General features: G+C 52.1%; 13 protein-coding genes. 3 read left to right on the plus strand and 10 right to left on the minus strand.

The features are described 5' to 3' along the window. Nucleotides 1-59: 59 nt before the first annotated feature. The 8 genes from porN to sucD all read right to left on the minus strand — a co-directional run bounded on the left by porN (nt 60) and on the right by sucD (nt 9,213). On the minus strand, nt 60-1,121 hold the full coding sequence (gene porN / locus ACYVHX_RS00710) for a type IX secretion system ring subunit PorN/GldN (RefSeq protein ID WP_460669672.1): 1,062 nt from the start codon (nt 1,119-1,121) through the stop codon (nt 60-62). A 64-nt stretch (nt 1,122-1,185) separates the two neighbouring features. Then, nucleotides 1,186-2,781: a type IX secretion system motor protein PorM/GldM gene (porM, locus tag ACYVHX_RS00715; protein ID WP_460669673.1), complete on the minus strand. Its 1,596-nt coding sequence runs from the start codon at nt 2,779-2,781 to the stop codon at nt 1,186-1,188. Between the two features lie 37 nt (nt 2,782-2,818). Continuing rightward, entirely contained in the window at nt 2,819-3,637 is an 819-nt protein-coding gene (gene porL / locus ACYVHX_RS00720; RefSeq protein ID WP_460669674.1) for a type IX secretion system motor protein PorL/GldL, read from the minus strand. Nucleotides 3,638-3,705: 68 nt separating this feature from the next. Continuing rightward, entirely contained in the window at nt 3,706-4,785 is a 1,080-nt protein-coding gene (gene porK, locus ACYVHX_RS00725) for a T9SS ring complex lipoprotein PorK/GldK (RefSeq protein WP_460669675.1), read from the minus strand. 264 nt (nt 4,786-5,049) lie between these two features. Beyond that, nucleotides 5,050-6,018 (minus strand): PorP/SprF family type IX secretion system membrane protein, encoded by a 969-nt coding sequence (locus ACYVHX_RS00730; RefSeq protein WP_460669676.1) that lies wholly within the window; start codon nt 6,016-6,018, stop codon nt 5,050-5,052. 252 nt (nt 6,019-6,270) lie between these two features. Further along, nucleotides 6,271-7,056: a uroporphyrinogen-III synthase gene (locus tag ACYVHX_RS00735; protein ID WP_460669677.1), complete on the minus strand. Its 786-nt coding sequence runs from the start codon at nt 7,054-7,056 to the stop codon at nt 6,271-6,273. A 39-nt stretch (nt 7,057-7,095) separates the two neighbouring features. Beyond that, the gene (locus ACYVHX_RS00740) at nt 7,096-8,220 is read right to left on the minus strand and encodes a DUF4271 domain-containing protein (RefSeq protein WP_460669678.1); all 1,125 of its coding nucleotides are present in this window, start codon (nt 8,218-8,220) and stop codon (nt 7,096-7,098) included. A 114-nt stretch (nt 8,221-8,334) separates the two neighbouring features. Continuing rightward, nucleotides 8,335-9,213 (minus strand): succinate--CoA ligase subunit alpha, encoded by an 879-nt coding sequence (gene sucD, locus ACYVHX_RS00745; RefSeq protein ID WP_460669679.1) that lies wholly within the window; start codon nt 9,211-9,213, stop codon nt 8,335-8,337. A gap of 211 nt (nt 9,214-9,424) precedes the next feature. On the opposite strand from sucD, the gene ACYVHX_RS00750 reads away from it, so the two are divergent. Then, a complete protein-coding gene (locus tag ACYVHX_RS00750; protein ID WP_460669680.1) occupies nt 9,425-10,015 on the plus strand; it encodes a DUF6962 family protein in 591 nt (196 codons plus the stop codon). A gap of 81 nt (nt 10,016-10,096) precedes the next feature. Then, nucleotides 10,097-11,941, plus strand: a complete 1,845-nt coding sequence (locus ACYVHX_RS00755) for a DNA polymerase III subunit gamma/tau (protein ID WP_460669681.1) — start codon at nt 10,097-10,099, stop codon at nt 11,939-11,941. Nucleotides 11,942-11,950: 9 nt separating this feature from the next. Here ACYVHX_RS00755 and ACYVHX_RS00760 read toward each other — a convergent pair whose 3' ends face one another. Both ACYVHX_RS00760 and ACYVHX_RS00765 read right to left on the minus strand, forming a co-directional pair. Next, nucleotides 11,951-12,952 carry a phosphotriesterase family protein gene (locus tag ACYVHX_RS00760; RefSeq protein ID WP_460669682.1) on the minus strand — a complete coding sequence of 334 codons (1,002 nt, stop codon included), beginning with the start codon at nt 12,950-12,952 and terminating at the stop codon, nt 11,951-11,953. A gap of 12 nt (nt 12,953-12,964) precedes the next feature. Further along, entirely contained in the window at nt 12,965-14,074 is a 1,110-nt protein-coding gene (locus tag ACYVHX_RS00765; protein WP_460669683.1) for a tetratricopeptide repeat protein, read from the minus strand. A 114-nt stretch (nt 14,075-14,188) separates the two neighbouring features. Between ACYVHX_RS00765 and ACYVHX_RS00770 the strand changes: the two genes are divergently transcribed. Further along, nucleotides 14,189-15,424, plus strand: a complete 1,236-nt coding sequence (locus tag ACYVHX_RS00770) for a M16 family metallopeptidase (RefSeq protein WP_460669684.1) — start codon at nt 14,189-14,191, stop codon at nt 15,422-15,424. The last annotated feature ends 3 nt before the right edge of the window (nt 15,425-15,427 follow it).

The raw sequence follows: 15,427 nt of genomic DNA on the forward strand, positions 1-15,427 counted from the left end.
ACCGCTAACAAAAAAGGGAAGCCGAAAGCTTCCCTTTTTTGTTATGCAACACGGATGGGTTAGTATTCCCACAAACCGTGTTCCTGTTCCATCAATTGCTGCTCGATCTGGTAGGATTTCATCAACCCTTCCCGCTCACTGCCGTACTGGCCGATCAAATCACGATCTTTCGGGTTGGACACTTTATAAATCCGTCCCCAGAATAACCGCAGGTCGAAAGCATCCGCCAGGTTTTTGTGTTGAGCCTGGTTCTGGAAGTTATACCAGATAAATTTCTTCGGATCGCTGCGGAACAGCTTATCGAGGTCTTTGTATTTGAAATACGCCACCGGCTGCTCCAGTCCTGACTGGGTTTTATCCGCCGGAATGATGATCCCTACCGTTTGAACGTCGTAGTACAAACGAGAACGCTTCCGGTCGAAAATCCAGTCTTCCTTGATGTCCAGAACGCTGTATTCGTCCGCAAACCGCTCGTTGGCACTGTTAAACGGCGACGCGGTTGCTTTCGCCATTGCCGAAGAGTCAACCTTCGGGACTTCCGGCACTACCGGAGCCGGTTTTGCGCCTTTTTTGCCTTTGGTGTTTTTGGCGGTTGCCTTTTTCTTGGGTGCGGGTGTTCCCCAACCATCGTCGGCGGGCTGCGCTTTGGCCGCTTTTGAAGGCGTTCCCCAACCGTCATCAGCCGGTTTTGCAGCGGCTTTTTTATCTTTGGGCGCATCTCCCCAACTATCGGTCGTCTTGGCCTCATCACCAAAACCGGCCGCTTTTTCCTCTGCCGTTAACGCAGAAGCCTGATCGGGAACAGCCAGCTTCTCAGCGAATTTGCCAACCTCCATTGGGGTAGCCACCGAATCGTTCGGATAAGCCACCAACACGCCTGCTTTCACGGCATCAATCAGGTATTTGGTGATCTGATTGTTCTTGGAAAACATGGGCTGGTTCTGCTTTTCGTTCAGATCGACCCGACGCCATAATGTTTTCTTCATCATGATATCGCCGTCGCTGATTTCCCGAACCGATAAAGGATTTGCTTTGGCGTTATCCTTTTCCTGCGCTTGTGCCACCCCGCCTGCCAGTACTGCCAATACCGCAGCTACTGCTACACTTCCCGCCTGTTTCATGACCTTGTGCTTTTTGCTTCTCTTGTTCTCCACAATAACGAATTGACTATCAGTTCTCGTACTGTTAATTCAAGTTAACTGGAAAAAATCTTTGAATTACAGGAACATCACTGATTTCCCCACGGAAATTCTGACGCTGAACGCCCTCTACTTCAATCACGTAACGCATTCCCGGCTGGGCTTCTGAGGCCAAATTACCGACGCTGCCCCCATTTGGACCTAATGAGATCGGGCCGGCAATTCGACGGCTACCCTGCGCAAGTGACACTGTTAAGCCTTTTACGCGGAACTTTGCATCATCCGGCATAAAGTTCTTGAAACTTTCGTCGGGAACTGCCTGAACTTGGATCGTACGGGCACTGGAAATAGTAGCGCCACGACGCTCGTCGTATTCTACACCACCAACCAATAACCTCAGAGTTGGGCGGGGTACCCGGTTTACTTTGAACTGGTTTGTTCCCAATAAACTACCGCCGTTGTTTACGTTCAGGCTAACCTGCGCCGAATTTGGAATAACCGTAATTTTTCCCCGCTCACCACTGGTTACCACCGCAGCCCCGTTTGCCGAGAATGTCGGATTCCACAAGGCGCCCAATTGCGGGCTTTGAATGCTCAGTTTGTTCGCACAGCCGAGATACAAAGGCGGCATCGAAGCCGTTTCAATTTCGTAGGAGGGCTTGGCAACGAAATATTCCTGGTTGAAATTCACGGTTTTCATTCCGTCCGGAGCTTGGTAGCTGATCGAACCGGTCAGAGCGCGCTTGGCCAGACCATTTTTGTCATAGGTACCACCCTGCGCCGTAAACTCGATGTTACCAACGCCATTATCAACGCGTACGGCACCACCGTTCAGGCTCATCCGGGGCGTAATTCCGCTCGACGAAGCCGCCAGGAACATCTGTCCTTTGAATTTCGTACCGGCAACGACCACTTTCGACTCCATACTGACCATCGCCAGAATTTTGTCAAACTTGATGTCCTGCGCACCTACTTTGCTCGCCAGAAAATCCAGTACTTCACCTTCCATCCGCCGAATATCGGACTGGCGCTGGCTCAAAACCGCCAGAGCGGCCGGAACCGGGGTTTGCTCAAAGTTCAACTCGGCAAAATCCTTGTTGCGTTGTTCTTTCGAGCGGCTGGCAATCGGATCATCTTTGGCATCGACGGCCAGCGGAGTAAACTTGGCGTTCGGATTGTACTTTTGCAGTTGCTGCGTATACTGGTTCAGCTTAGTCTGCAATTCATACGCTTTTCCGTTCTTGTTATTGCCAACCATTATGGCACCTACTTTGGTCTCTTCATTCGGGGTTTTGATGTTACCCTGCTCGTCAAGACCACCGCCTGCTTCCGTCACAATCTGTTCTTTCAGCGCATCCAGTTCATTCACCATACCGGACGTCAGTTCACGCACTTCCTGCGCCTGCTTTACAATAGCCAGGTCAGTGGCCCGATTTCCTGATTTGTCAACGGTGGCTTTAATATTATCAAGCGTAGACTGATTGATTCGATTCGCTGAACCCGTAGATGTTTCCAAACTATTGTTCAGCAGAATAAATTTTTCCAGCAATGCCGAGCTGACCTGCAAGGCCAGCATAGCGGTCAATACCAGATACATCATCCCGATCATTTTCTGCCGGGGTGTTTCTTTTCCTCCTGCCATTTGTGTATGGTAGTGTAAGCTCTTTTAAAGTTGAAGATTATTTCGCGCCGTTGCCCCGCATCGCAGTCAACATACTGCCGTATACGTTATTGAGGGAAGACAGGTTGTTGGTCAGTTTCGACAATTCGTTTTTGAATTGCTGCGTATCCCGGCTAGCTTCCGACATGTTTTCCATGGCGCTCGTTAGGTTGCTGTAGAAAGCGTTCATGGCTTTCAGGTGCTTGTTGGTATCCTGCAACTCCAGTTCATAGACGGCATTCAGGGCGCCCATGCTTTGGGTAATCTTCTGGAATTGCGTGCGGTATTCTTTAGCATCCTGCGTTGCGTCGGCCATCGCATTCATCGACGTTACGGCTACACCGTACGATTTGTTCATCTCATTGATTGAACTGGAAGCCTGACGCACGTTCTGGGCGTATTCGCTCGTGGCAACCGTTGCATCCGAAACATCGCGCATTTTACCAACCGTATCCGTAAAGCTCCGGAGGCCGGTTCCCAGTTTCTCGAAAATTTCCGGAGAAACCTTGGCATCAGCCAGCATTTTATCCATGTTGGCGGTCAAACCGTTGCTTTGCAAAGCCGGTCCCCGTTTGGGAAGTTCGCCTTTGTAATCATCCGCTAATTCCGGGTAAACCCGGGTCCAGTCCGGTTCCGCCTGGGAAGGCTGGAAGAAGGTCTGTAAGGCAAAGAGGGCGAAAATGGCGGCTTCCACCGACAAACCGATGGTCAGCATCGGTCCACCCCAATCGTAATGCTGAATTTTACCTAAAGCTCCGAGAACAACGACAGCTGCTCCGGCGCTATATACAGTCGGAAGAACCTTATCAAAAAAAACGCTAGAACCGTTACTTGCCATGATATTGAAGAAAAATTAACTTTTATTGTGTTAGAGAGAAGACTCAACTAAAAGAGTGGAATTTCAGCTTAACGACGGGCTCCTCTGGAAGCGGTTCTTCCCTGAAGGTTGTCCATTACACACCGGAAGCCGATGTACGACCGTTTGGTGTTTTCGTCCTCATAATACCGCGTTCCCGTTTCCAGGTAGTAAGCGATATCTTTCCAGGAACCACCCCGCACCACTTTCTTGGGTTCATCCGCATTCTGGTTGTCCGGGTTCATATCCCAAACGATGGCCGATGCATTTTCGGCGTAAGCATCGCGGGTCCACTCGGCCACGTTACCAGCCATGTTGTACAGACCGTAATCGTTGGGGTTGTAGGCGTTGGCAGGGGCTGTGTATGGGTATCCATCGGCATCAAAATTACCCCGCTGCGGTTTGAAGTTGGCCAGGTAACAGCCTTTGCCGTTGGCAACGTACGGGCCACCCCAGGGGTATTTCGCGGAGTTGTGCCCCCCGCGAGCCGCCCATTCCCATTCGGCTTCGGATGGCAGCCGGTAGCGGGGCGAAACAAATTGACCTTCTTTCGTGCGGTAATCGTTGTAAAGATTCGTCCGCCAGTTACAGAAGTACTGAGCCGCCTTCCAGCTTACGCCCACCACCGGATACGTATCAAAAGCCGGGTGCGAGAAGTAGTACTCCAGCATCGGGTCGCCGTTGTGGTAGGTGAAGTCATTTTTCCAGACGGTCGTATCCGGATAATACTTGGTCATGATTTCTTCTTCGCCCAACACCGAGACCGAATCCGTCAGCAGCGCATTGACAAACTGGCGGTATTCGTGGTTGGTAATTTCCGTATCATCCATGTAGAATGAACTGATCGTTACCCGCCGGTTCATGTTGGCCTGGCTGGCCGCCAGATCTTCGTCGGCCTGTCCCATCATAAACGAACCTGATGGAACCAGCACCATGCCGAATGGAGTCGTTTGTTTCCAGCCTTTCCGGCCGTTGGCGGTAATTTCCCCGTTGGTCACCCCAACGTCCTGGCCCTTTCCTCCGCCACCGCCAAATTTTGATTTGATAAACCCGCAACCCTGCATCAGCAGAATCGTTGCCACCACCATCACCCCTCGGGCTGCGTTGCCGGTAAACCACTTAATACTCATAGTTGTATGATACGTTAAAATCTGTTTCGCGTGCAAACCAGTCTTAGAACGAAAATAAAGCAATTTATTGTATACGTACATTTGAATTGATTGAATGCATTTATTATTCAGAAAAAGTGCAAACGAACATACGATCAGTCATATCATCCAGCTTACTGAATTTTTCAAAATTATTAGTTTGGCTCCAAACAGCCTAACAATAATTACGCCAATGTTAGTAATGGCCGGATCGGATAAACGATAGTAGCTTTCGTAGCGGTTTTTTCAATAGCGGAATCGGGGGGTTCGAATGATCGGTTTGCGCCCTGAGCGAGGTTCGGGAAGCGAATAAGACAAAAGGACTTCGTGAGACGTCGGGCTTTTGGCCGCGCGGTTGCCAACCACAAAATCAAAGGCATAGCCAAAGCGCAGCGCATTGTTCCGCAGCAGGCTAACGCCCGCCGTGGCGGTAAACGCATCGCCCTGCCGATATCCGAGACTCACCCAATGTCGCTTGTCATACATTCCCATTACGTTGAGTTCCAGCGACGAAAAAGTCCCGTTCGTGTTGAATTTATAAATTGCCGACGGCATAATATCGATGAGTTCATTCCAGCCATACCGGTACCCCGCCGTTAGGTAGGCCGTCCGGTAGAGTGCATTCAGATTCGTTTCGGAACTGAGTTTGAAATCCGGCTGCGTCAGGTGTTTCATGCTGGCGCCAACGTAGTAGGCATCGGTATTGTAATAAACACCCGCTCCGAAATCCGGCTGCATATGGTTAACGCGCCCGTTCTGAATCAGGGGATCTTCGGGATCGTTGGGCCGGAACCAGTCGTAGTTGATCGAATAGTTGTGCAACCCACCTTCGGCCCCAAACGAAAGCGTTCCTTTTTTCAGCGGCAGCCGAAACGCATACGCCAGCTGAACTTTTTGAAAACCCTGCGGACCGACGTTTTCATTGAGGGCGTATAACCCTACCCCACTCCGGATTTTAGACAACGGCATGTTGAACGAAAACAACTGGGTATTGAACGAACCACCGTCGTCAAAATTGCTCTGATACCCCATATACTGGGTCCGGTGCACCAACTGAAACCGGGCTACGCCCTCCGAGCCTACGGCAGCCGGGTTGTAGTAAACCGGGTTAAACATGTAAAAGCTAAACTGCGGGTCCTGATTTTGTGCTTCAACACCCGAAATTCCCATTAGGTAGCCCAGTATCAACAGGACAGCGTAGAACTTACGATTCATATAATCTCAGAACAATCACCAATGAATTTAGACACTCCCGAACGGTAAACGACTCGTTCCTAAATCTGTTCAGAAGTAAACCATGCTTTAGTGGCATGTTACCTATTAAACGGAGATTTTCCAAAAATATTGGTATAAAAAAGAGACTGTTTTAAACCGCAATTGCGCGCATGGAACGATGGGCATGAGTCACTGAAATTCATGTCTCCTCTCCTTCCATCCGCGCAATGGCAGATTCTACCTCCCTGTCTGTTAGTGGCTATTGGCTTTCTTCATGAAAAGCTCGAGCGCACCGGCCATCGACGGGGCATTCGGCAAAGGCGCTTCGATGTCCAGAATAAAGCCCGCTTCGGTAACAGCCCGTGCCGTGGTAGGTCCAAAAGCGGCCATCCGAATCCCGTTTTGCTTAAAATCCGGAAAATTATGCAGCAGCGAATTGACGCCCGACGGACTGAAAAAAGCAATAATATCAAACGAGTTGATGTCCAGGTCTGACAAATCGGCCGGTACGGTTTCGTACATCACCGCTTCGGCCAGGTGCAGCCCGCTGGTATCCATGAAGTCCGGAATGTCGTTGCCCCGGATGTTCGAGCAGGGAAACAGGAACTTCTCGTTCTTGTGTTTCCGGATCAGATCGAACAGGTCGGCGGCCGTTTTGTTGCCGGTGAATATTTTCCGCTTCCGGATCACGATGTATTTCTGCAGGTAGTTGGCCGTTTGTTCGGTGACGCAGAAGTACTTCATGTCGGCGGGCATTTCCAGCCGGGCTTCCTGACAAATCCGGAAAAAGTGATCGACGGCATTACGGCTGGTAAAAATAATGGCCGTATGGTCGAGAATATTGATCTTTTGCTTTCGGAAATCTTTGTAAGAAACGCCCTGAATCTGAATAAAAGGGCGAAAATCAATTTGCAGATTATACTTACTTGCAATCGCAAAATAAGGGGAACTGGTATCGGCAGGTCGGGCTTGGGTTACTAAAATGCTGGCAACCTTGGTTAGCCGTTCCTGGTCGTACTTCGCAGAAATCTCACTCATCGAATTCCTCGCGTTTTGTGTTTAAAGCTTGCGCAATGGCTACAGGGCGAACCGTACCCCAATGGTAAGGGGGATCAATTCTACGATGCAAAGGTATGAAAATAAATACAGATTTTTGATAACTGCCTTGTTGGCGATAACAACATAAAGCAACGCAAGCCGGATCACGTAAAAACCGACAAAGGGAATAATCAGCCACAGGCTCGGCCAGGTGCCGCCCGTGGGCGTGTTGGACGCAACAATGGCAACGGCAATGGCTCCGGCGGTGAAAAAGATGAGGGAAGACTGGATGGCCTTGAAAAAATGCAGGTTCACCACTTCCTCCAGTCGGTACAACCCGCCGATGGTTACAATAAAAATATATTTTGCCAGCAGCAGCAGAAAAGCCAGACCGCTCAGTTCGAAGAAAGTAAGGGTCAGATCGAGCAGCCCCTGCCCGCGCAGCAGCAGCGCCCGGGACAGAAACAGGTCAATATTCTTGCTTTGAATAATCAGGTACAAATAGGCGGTGATGAAACTCAGGTTCATCAAAAAGAGCAGGTTCGTGCGGCCCAGCGGCCGGTTCACCAGAAACAATTCGTCCCGCACCGTTACGGACAGCAGATCCGCCAGATTGAAAAACCGCAGATACGAGCGGTGGTGAAAATTGAACAGGTAGGCGTTGATGGCAACGATAAACAGCAGACTCAGCGTGAAGAAATTGGCATATACCGAAAGCCGGCGGGGTAAGATGCTCAGGCGCGTGTCGGTGGCGACGACGTTTTTTTGGGCCGCCGATTTCAGGTGGCCGATGAAGACCTGTTTATCATCAACGCCGACGCTCCCGTGCAGCGTCAGAAAAAGCTCCGGTTTTCGGTAGGCGCGGTATAAACTATCCAGGTTCATCACCGCCCACTCGTTGGCGTTCAGCTTGCGTTTGAGAGCCGCGTCGATAAACAAATAACCGGCCTGCTGGGTCGAAATCAGCAGACTGTACCGGCGATTGCTTTCAATGTCCAGGAAGAAACTGACGGAGCTAACCAGCGCGTGCTGCTCGTCAATGAAGGGCACGTAGGATTTGTAGGCCTGGTCATAGACCAGCCAGTCGTTGCGAAAGTCATGAACCGGAAAAAACTGCTGATTCGGCCCGACTCCCTGCGCCCAGCTTCCCAACGCCCACAGCATCAGTGTGGACACTATCAAACAAAACCGCACAAACGATATAATTATGAAGGATGAAGTATGAACGATGAATTCGTAACCGGTTCATACTTCATCCTTCATAATTCATCCTTCTTTTTAATTCTTTCCCAGCGCCTTCAGCATCGTTTCACCGATGTGGGCGGGTGATTCGACTACGTGAATGCCGCACTCGGACATGATGCGCATTTTGGCAGCCGCGGTATCGTCAGCGCCCCCGATGATGGCACCGGCGTGGCCCATCCGACGGCCTTTGGGAGCGGTTTGCCCGGCAATAAACCCGACAACCGGTTTTTTATTTCCATCGGCCTTGATCCAGCGGGCGGCTTCGGCTTCCATGCCCCCACCGATCTCACCAATCATCACGATCCCTTCCGTTTCCGGATCGTTCATGAGCAGTTCAACGGCTTCTTTCGTGGTAGTGCCGATGATCGGATCACCGCCGATACCGATGGCCGTCGTTTGGCCAAGTCCCACTTTGGAGAGCTGATCAACCGCTTCGTAGGTTAACGTACCGGATTTGGAAACAATGCCGATGGTACCTTTTTTAAAGATAAAACCGGGCATAATTCCAACTTTGCATTCTTCGGACGTCATCACGCCGGGGCAGTTTGGCCCGATTAGCCGAACGTCTTTGTCCTGCAGGTAGGATTTCGCCACCATCATATCTTTCGTCGGAATGCCCTCCGTAATGCAGATGATTACCTTGATACCGGCATCAGCGGCTTCCATGATCGCATCAGCGGCAAAAGCCGGCGGTACAAAGATAATGGAGACATCCGCCCCGGCTTTCTCAACGGCTTCCTTCACGGTATTGAAAACAGGGCGGTCGAGATGCGTCTGCCCGCCTTTGCCCGGTGTAACCCCGCCAACGACGTTTGTGCCATACTCGATCATCTGCTGAGCATGAAATGAACCTTCAGAGCCCGTAAAACCCTGTACGATAACCTTGGAATTCTTGTTAACTAATACGCTCATGATGAATGAAAAGCTATGCTGTGCGTGTGAAGGGATAAGCCTTTGGAACCGGCGCAAAAGTAGAGCGAAATGGGTAAAGAAAAAAATGGAAGGAGGAAAGGAGGAGAGGATAAGGGGAGAAAAGCGATGAAGTGCCCCCTTTCCTCCCTGCCGCCTTTTTCCCTCCTCCTTTCCTTTTTGCCTTTTTCTTTGAAAAATTGTTATTTCCAGCATGAACATATCAAATATGGTTTCTGATGCCGTGCTGGCATTTACGGGTATCTGGGTTTTTTGGCGGTATTTTCAGGGGTTGAGCTGGTACAACCGGATTTTATGGGGGCTTTTTCTCATCACCATTTCACTGACGGCGCTGATCGGGATTCTGGTGTTTGCGGGTATTCAGCAGGTGGTGCCGTTCCATCGCTCCCTGGAAACCCTGGCGGGTAGTCTGGGGGTCGTTTGTGTGATTGTGGGCGTTTACGGGGTCATTCTGAAGCAGCGCATCTCGCGAAACGGTTTTGTGGTCACGGTCGCCCTGGGGCTGGGCCTGTTTCTGGTTTTATTACTGAATCCGGTTGTGGGCGGATTCCGGGCGGTTGTCCCCTCGATGGGCATGGTGATCGTCTTGCTGACGGCTTTTCTGGGCGTGATCCGCCGGGACCCCCGAGCCTCCTGGATTGTACTTGCCGTCATGATTCTGGCCCTGGCCACCCGGGTGACCCAATTCACTAATTTACCGATCCATCCCATTGATTTCTACCACTATACGCTTTCATTATCCCTGCTTTGCTTCGGAAAATCAGTCAAAGGACTGCGGCAGTAACCGGAGCAAAAAGCGATTTTAATTTTGAGCAACCCGGTTTCAGACACACCGGCGCACGGTTTTTTTGGCTAACTTGCGGCCATGGATAACTTCGTTGTCTCGGCCCGAAAATACCGCCCGGCTACCTTCGATACCGTCGTCGGGCAGGCCCACATTACGACGACTCTCAAGAATGCAATTTTGACCAATCACCTGGCGCAGGCGTTTCTGTTTTGTGGGCCGCGCGGGGTTGGGAAAACCACCTGTGCCCGGATTCTGGCCAAAACCATCAATTGCCAGAATCTGAGTAAAATCAAATCGGCCGACGCCGTTGAACCCTGCGATCAGTGCGAATCCTGCGTCAGCTTCAACCAGAATGCCTCCTTCAACATTCATGAATTGGATGCGGCTTCCAACAACTCCGTGGAAGACATTCGGAACCTGATTGATCAGGTGCGGTATCCGCCCCAGTCGGGCAACTATAAAATTTACATCATTGACGAGGTTCACATGCTGTCGCAGGCGGCTTTCAACGCTTTCCTGAAAACGCTGGAAGAACCGCCCTCCTACGCCATTTTTATCCTGGCGACCACCGAGAAGCATAAAATCCTGCCGACGATTCTGTCGCGTTGCCAACTGTTCGACTTCAACCGGATTCAGCCGCGCGACATCAGCGATCACCTGGCGAACATCGCCCGGAAAGAAAATATCCAGACCGAACACGAGGCCCTGGAATTGATTGCCCAGAAAGCCGACGGCGGTTTGCGGGATGCGCTCTCGATGTTTGACCTGAATGTGACGTTCTCGGAAGATCGCACCCTGCGCTACAAAGAGGTGCTGGAAAACCTCCACATTCTCGATTATGATTACTATTTCCGGCTGACGGATCTGCTGCTGGCGGCTAACCTGCCGCAAAGTATGCTGCTGTTTGACGAAATTCTGCGGAAAGGATTCGACGGCCACCAGTTTATTGTCGGTCTGAGCGAGCACTTCCGGAACCTGCTGGTTTGCAAGGATACCGCCACGGTTCAGTTGCTGCAGGTCACCGAAAGCATTCAGCAAAAATACCTGCAACAGGCCGCCGAAGCGCCCCTGAGCTTTCTGCTCTCGGCGCTGAGCGTGGGCGCTCAATGCGATCTGAATTATAAAGCCGCTAAAAATCAGCGGCTTCACGTGGAGGTCTGCCTGATGAAGCTGGCCCATTTACCGAATGTGCTGGAGGTGTCCGCGATACCGGTTCTGGCCGGAGATTCGGATAGAAAAGCACCCCCGGAAATCGAGCGGGTCGAAAAAAAAAAGGACAGCTCAGCCGATCGTAACTCCCTGACGACTCCGGACGAGCCCGCCCTGATTCCGGCGCACACCAGCGAACCCACCAATGGCTATCATCCGCAGCCCAACGGCAACGGGTCGGTAAAAACCGCCCCCGAGCGCGCTCCGGTGGTGGCCGAAATTCCGAAACCGGTCGGCAGCCGGTTACGAACGACCGCCAATCTGGCGTCGATCAACCGGCCCGCGTCGGTTGCGGACTCTGCCAATGCCTCGGCGGTTTTGGAGGTTCCCGAATTACCTAAAATGGACAAACCGTTCATTTTTGAGCAATTAAAAGCCGCCTGGAGCACGTTTACACGCCTGCGCGATCAGCAGGGCGGTTCGCAAACGGAACAGGTGATGCTCAACCGGGAGTTTATTCTTGATGACAAAACCATCCACATTGCCCTCGACAATTCGTTGCAGGCTAACCTGCTCAATGATTTGCGGCAGGATTTACTGACCTATCTTCGGCAGGAGCTACAAAATAGCCATATTCAGCTGGAATCGACGGTTGCCGTGCAGGAAAGCCGCCGGATGATCTACACCCCGCAGGACAAATTCAATTACCTGGCCGAGAAAAACCCGGCGCTGCTGGAGTTGAAACGAACCTTGGGCCTGGACGTTGATTATTGAGTTCATCACTCACAGTTCGTCCCGCTTTATTCGAAAGGCTTCCGCCGGATTTTCGACCAGAATTTGCTTCCAGTCTTTTTTGGTGAAGCCTCTCCGGTTTAGCTCCGGCCTGAGTTGGGTAAACAAAACCGTGTAGTCGCGGCCAATCGGGCCACCAGCCGGCTGGGCCGGATCGTACCAACCGGCATCGTGGGAAAGCAGCGTCCGGTGGAGCAGCCGGTTTTCTTTCATTAGCAACAAATTTTCGACGTACTGCCCGACGTTGGTAGCGTCCAGACCGTCCAGACTCACCCAGGCTCCTTCGCGAACGGCGCGGGCATAATGCACCATGTTTTGTCCCTGCGCGTGCACCCACACGAAAGCCGCCGGATCGACGCCCTCCTGTTTCAGCACATCAAGCTGCTCAAAAGCCGGGACATACGGCCCCGTATGCGAGCAGATGGGCAGACCGGTCCGCTTGTGCGTTCGGGCAGCCGCCGTGATCAGTTTGCGGTGCAGTTCGGACAGCGGGCCGGGATTGACGCCAATTTTCAGAAAAGCGGGTCGGATGCCGGTTCCGGCAATACCGTGCTCAAACTCCGCCACCCAGCGGTCGGCCAGTTGGTCGGCGGTTTCGGTCAGGGCATGGGCGGGCAGGTATTTGTTGTTACTGGCACCGTAATACCCGGTATTGGTCAAAATCCGGATACCGGTTTTTTCGGATAACTCCTTCAGCAAAAACGGGTCCCGGCCCAAATACGCCGGTGTGCATTCCACCAGCGTCCGAACGCCCAGTTGGTGCAAGGTCTGCAAATACGGCAGCATTTTGGCCACCACGTCGGGGCGTTTCCAGCGGTCAGCATTACTTTTGTCGGCCCCAATGAAATCGACCAGTATGTGTTCGTGGATGAGCGTCAAACCCAGCGCCGATACCCGGACCGGTCCCGTAACCGTGTTGAGCAACGGTTTGGGCTTTACCAAAGGTCCAAAACCGGCGGCCAGCGAAGCTTTCAGGAAAGTCCGGCGTTTCACCTGATCAAGGGGTTAGGATTTAAGATAGGTCTTGGCCTCCCGGATGGTCGATTTGTAGCCGGCCACGCTCAACGCCTTTTTGTACATCGACTTCGCCCGGTTCCGGTCGCCGGTCTGGGCGGCAATCCGGGCCAGTCCGCTGTAGGCGTGGGCCACAAATTCTTTGGTAAAAACTTCGTCGTGCGGCATCCTGACGGCGTTCTGGTAATTCTCAGCCGCTGCTTTAAGGTTTCCGTTCAGCTTTTCTTCCGCCATTCCCTGCATCACCTTCACCGGCATCGCCAGAAACTTCTGGGGAAACTTCTCAAGCCGTTCGACGTAAAGCTGCGCTTCGCGGTAGCGGCCGGCCTGCATCAGCGATTCGGCGGTGCCGAGGTTGAAAAGGGGGTTCTGCGGGTATTTGTCCGCCAGCGGTTTCATCACGTTAGCGGCTTTGGCCGGTTGGCTTTCGTGTTCCAGGTAAATGTGTCCCAGGTAAATCGCCGTTTCGGTGCGGGTGAAAATCCCCCGCCGAATGGCGGTTTCCATCTGCCGGATGCCGAGCGCCATGTCGCCACTCTGGAAAAAAATCAGGAGCGGTTTGGCCATGGAATGGTCCATCGGATACCGCTCGATGTAATAATTGTACAGGCCGGTTGAGAAATAAAATTCCGGATTTTTTTCCATCAGTTTAAAGCCCTTCCGCAGGTAGCTGTAGGCTTTCTGCGCTTCGCCCACGGCCTTCATCATCTCGTTATCATAATGATACTTCATTGCCAGGTAGCCGTGCGACGCCAGCGAAAAAAAGACGCCTTCCGGATCGTTTTCATTCCGTTCCAGCAGCTTCTTCGACAACGCAATGCCCTGATTCAGGTAGCTCATATACTGGGTCGTAGCGGTCTTATTTTCGTGCAGGGGCAAATACTGCCAGTAAAGTTGAATGGCTTTCATAACCGGCACCACCGGATGCTGGGGGTATTTGGCTTTCACCGCCCGGATGTATTCCTCGGCTTCCTCGAATTCGTAATTGTAAATCTTGTCGGTCGCTTTTAAAATAACCTGCTGAATACCAGCATCGTCGAGAAGTTGCGCCCGTCCCAGCAGCGGGGCCAGAAGAAAGAGGAATACGCAGAATTTTTTCATGAGATGGTGTGTTGACAAGCAATGGGGAATGTTCCTTTTTGAAGAAAAGGATTTGACCCTTACTTTTGTTTGTTCTCAAAACGCCTAACGACACCCCCACCGAAAAAGTTTGCCATGATTCAATTTGAGCACTTTGTATTAGATAACGGCTTGAAGGTCTACGTTCACGAAGATCCGACCAGCCCGATGGCGACGGTCAATATTTTGTACAATGTCGGGTCGCGCGATGAAGATTCGGGAAAAACCGGCTTTGCGCACCTGTTCGAGCACCTGATGTTTGGTGGTTCTCAGAACATTCCGGTTTACGACGAACCGCTGCAAAAAGTGGGGGGCGAAAACAACGCGTTCACCTCGCCCGATATCACCAACTACTACATTACGCTGCCGTCGGCCAACCTGGAAACCGCCTTCTGGCTCGAATCGGACCGGATGCTCGGCCTGTCGTTCGACCCGACGGTGCTGGAGGTCCAGCAAAAAGTGGTGATTGAGGAATTTAAACAACGGTATCTCAACCAGCCCTACGGCGACGTCTGGCTCAAACTCCGTCCGCTGGCTTATACCGTGCATCCGTATCGGTGGGCCACCATTGGCAAAGACATCAGCCACATCGAAAACGCCACGCTCGACGACGTCCGGCACTTTTTTTATACGCATTACGTACCCAACAACGCCACCCTGGTCGTGGCCGGGAATGTCACGCTGGAGCAGGTCAAGCAATTGTGTAAAAAATGGTTTTCGCCCATTCCGATGGGAAAACCGCCGGTTCGCAACCTGCCCCAGGAACCCGTACAGACGGAAGCCCGGTTTCTGGAAACCGTCGCCGAGGTGCCGCTGAATGCGCTCTATAAAGTTTATCACATGCCGGGCCGTTTTACCGATGGGTATTACCAGGCCGATTTGCTGGGCGATGTGCTGGGCCGGGGTAAATCGTCCCGCTTGTACCAGAAGCTGTTGAAGGAACAGGCGCTTTTTACCGGTATTTCGGCGCATGTGAGCGGATCGCTCGACCCCGGTTTGCTCGTGGTGAGCGGATCGCTGAACCAGGGCGTGTCGCTGGAAGAGGCCGATGCAGCCATTGAATCCATTCTGGATGAGGTGATGAACCAACCAATGCCCGAAGAAGAACTGGCCAAAGTAAAGAATCAGGCCGAATCGACGCTGGCTTTCTCCGAAGTGGAATTGCTGAACCGCGCCATCAATCTGGCCTACGCTGCCAACGCGGGCAATGCCGACTGGGTGAATCAGGAAGCAGAACGTCTGCAGGCCGTAACGCCGGATGCGATTCAGGCGACGGCCCAGAACCTGCTCCGGAAAGAAAACCGTTCCACGTTGTACTATCGGGCCGCGTAGGTC

The sequence above is a fragment of the Larkinella ripae genome, assembly GCF_054780775.1.

Excerpts from the sequence above, each read along its gene's own strand:
- porN (WP_460669672.1), bottom strand. The coding sequence starts at position 1,121 with ATGAAACAGGCGGGAAGTGTAGCAGTAGCTGCGGTATTGGCAGTACTG.
- porM (WP_460669673.1), bottom strand. The coding sequence starts at position 2,781 with ATGGCAGGAGGAAAAGAAACACCCCGGCAGAAAATGATCGGGATGATG.
- porL (WP_460669674.1), bottom strand. The coding sequence starts at position 3,637 with ATGGCAAGTAACGGTTCTAGCGTTTTTTTTGATAAGGTTCTTCCGACT.
- porK (WP_460669675.1), bottom strand. The coding sequence starts at position 4,785 with ATGAGTATTAAGTGGTTTACCGGCAACGCAGCCCGAGGGGTGATGGTG.
- ACYVHX_RS00730 (WP_460669676.1), bottom strand. The coding sequence starts at position 6,018 with ATGAATCGTAAGTTCTACGCTGTCCTGTTGATACTGGGCTACCTAATG.
- ACYVHX_RS00735 (WP_460669677.1), bottom strand. The coding sequence starts at position 7,056 with ATGAGTGAGATTTCTGCGAAGTACGACCAGGAACGGCTAACCAAGGTT.
- ACYVHX_RS00740 (WP_460669678.1), bottom strand. The coding sequence starts at position 8,220 with ATGCTGTGGGCGTTGGGAAGCTGGGCGCAGGGAGTCGGGCCGAATCAG.
- sucD (WP_460669679.1), bottom strand. The coding sequence starts at position 9,213 with ATGAGCGTATTAGTTAACAAGAATTCCAAGGTTATCGTACAGGGTTTT.
- ACYVHX_RS00750 (WP_460669680.1), top strand. The coding sequence starts at position 9,425 with ATGAACATATCAAATATGGTTTCTGATGCCGTGCTGGCATTTACGGGT.
- ACYVHX_RS00755 (WP_460669681.1), top strand. The coding sequence starts at position 10,097 with ATGGATAACTTCGTTGTCTCGGCCCGAAAATACCGCCCGGCTACCTTC.
- ACYVHX_RS00765 (WP_460669683.1), bottom strand. The coding sequence starts at position 14,074 with ATGAAAAAATTCTGCGTATTCCTCTTTCTTCTGGCCCCGCTGCTGGGA.
- ACYVHX_RS00770 (WP_460669684.1), top strand. The coding sequence starts at position 14,189 with ATGATTCAATTTGAGCACTTTGTATTAGATAACGGCTTGAAGGTCTAC.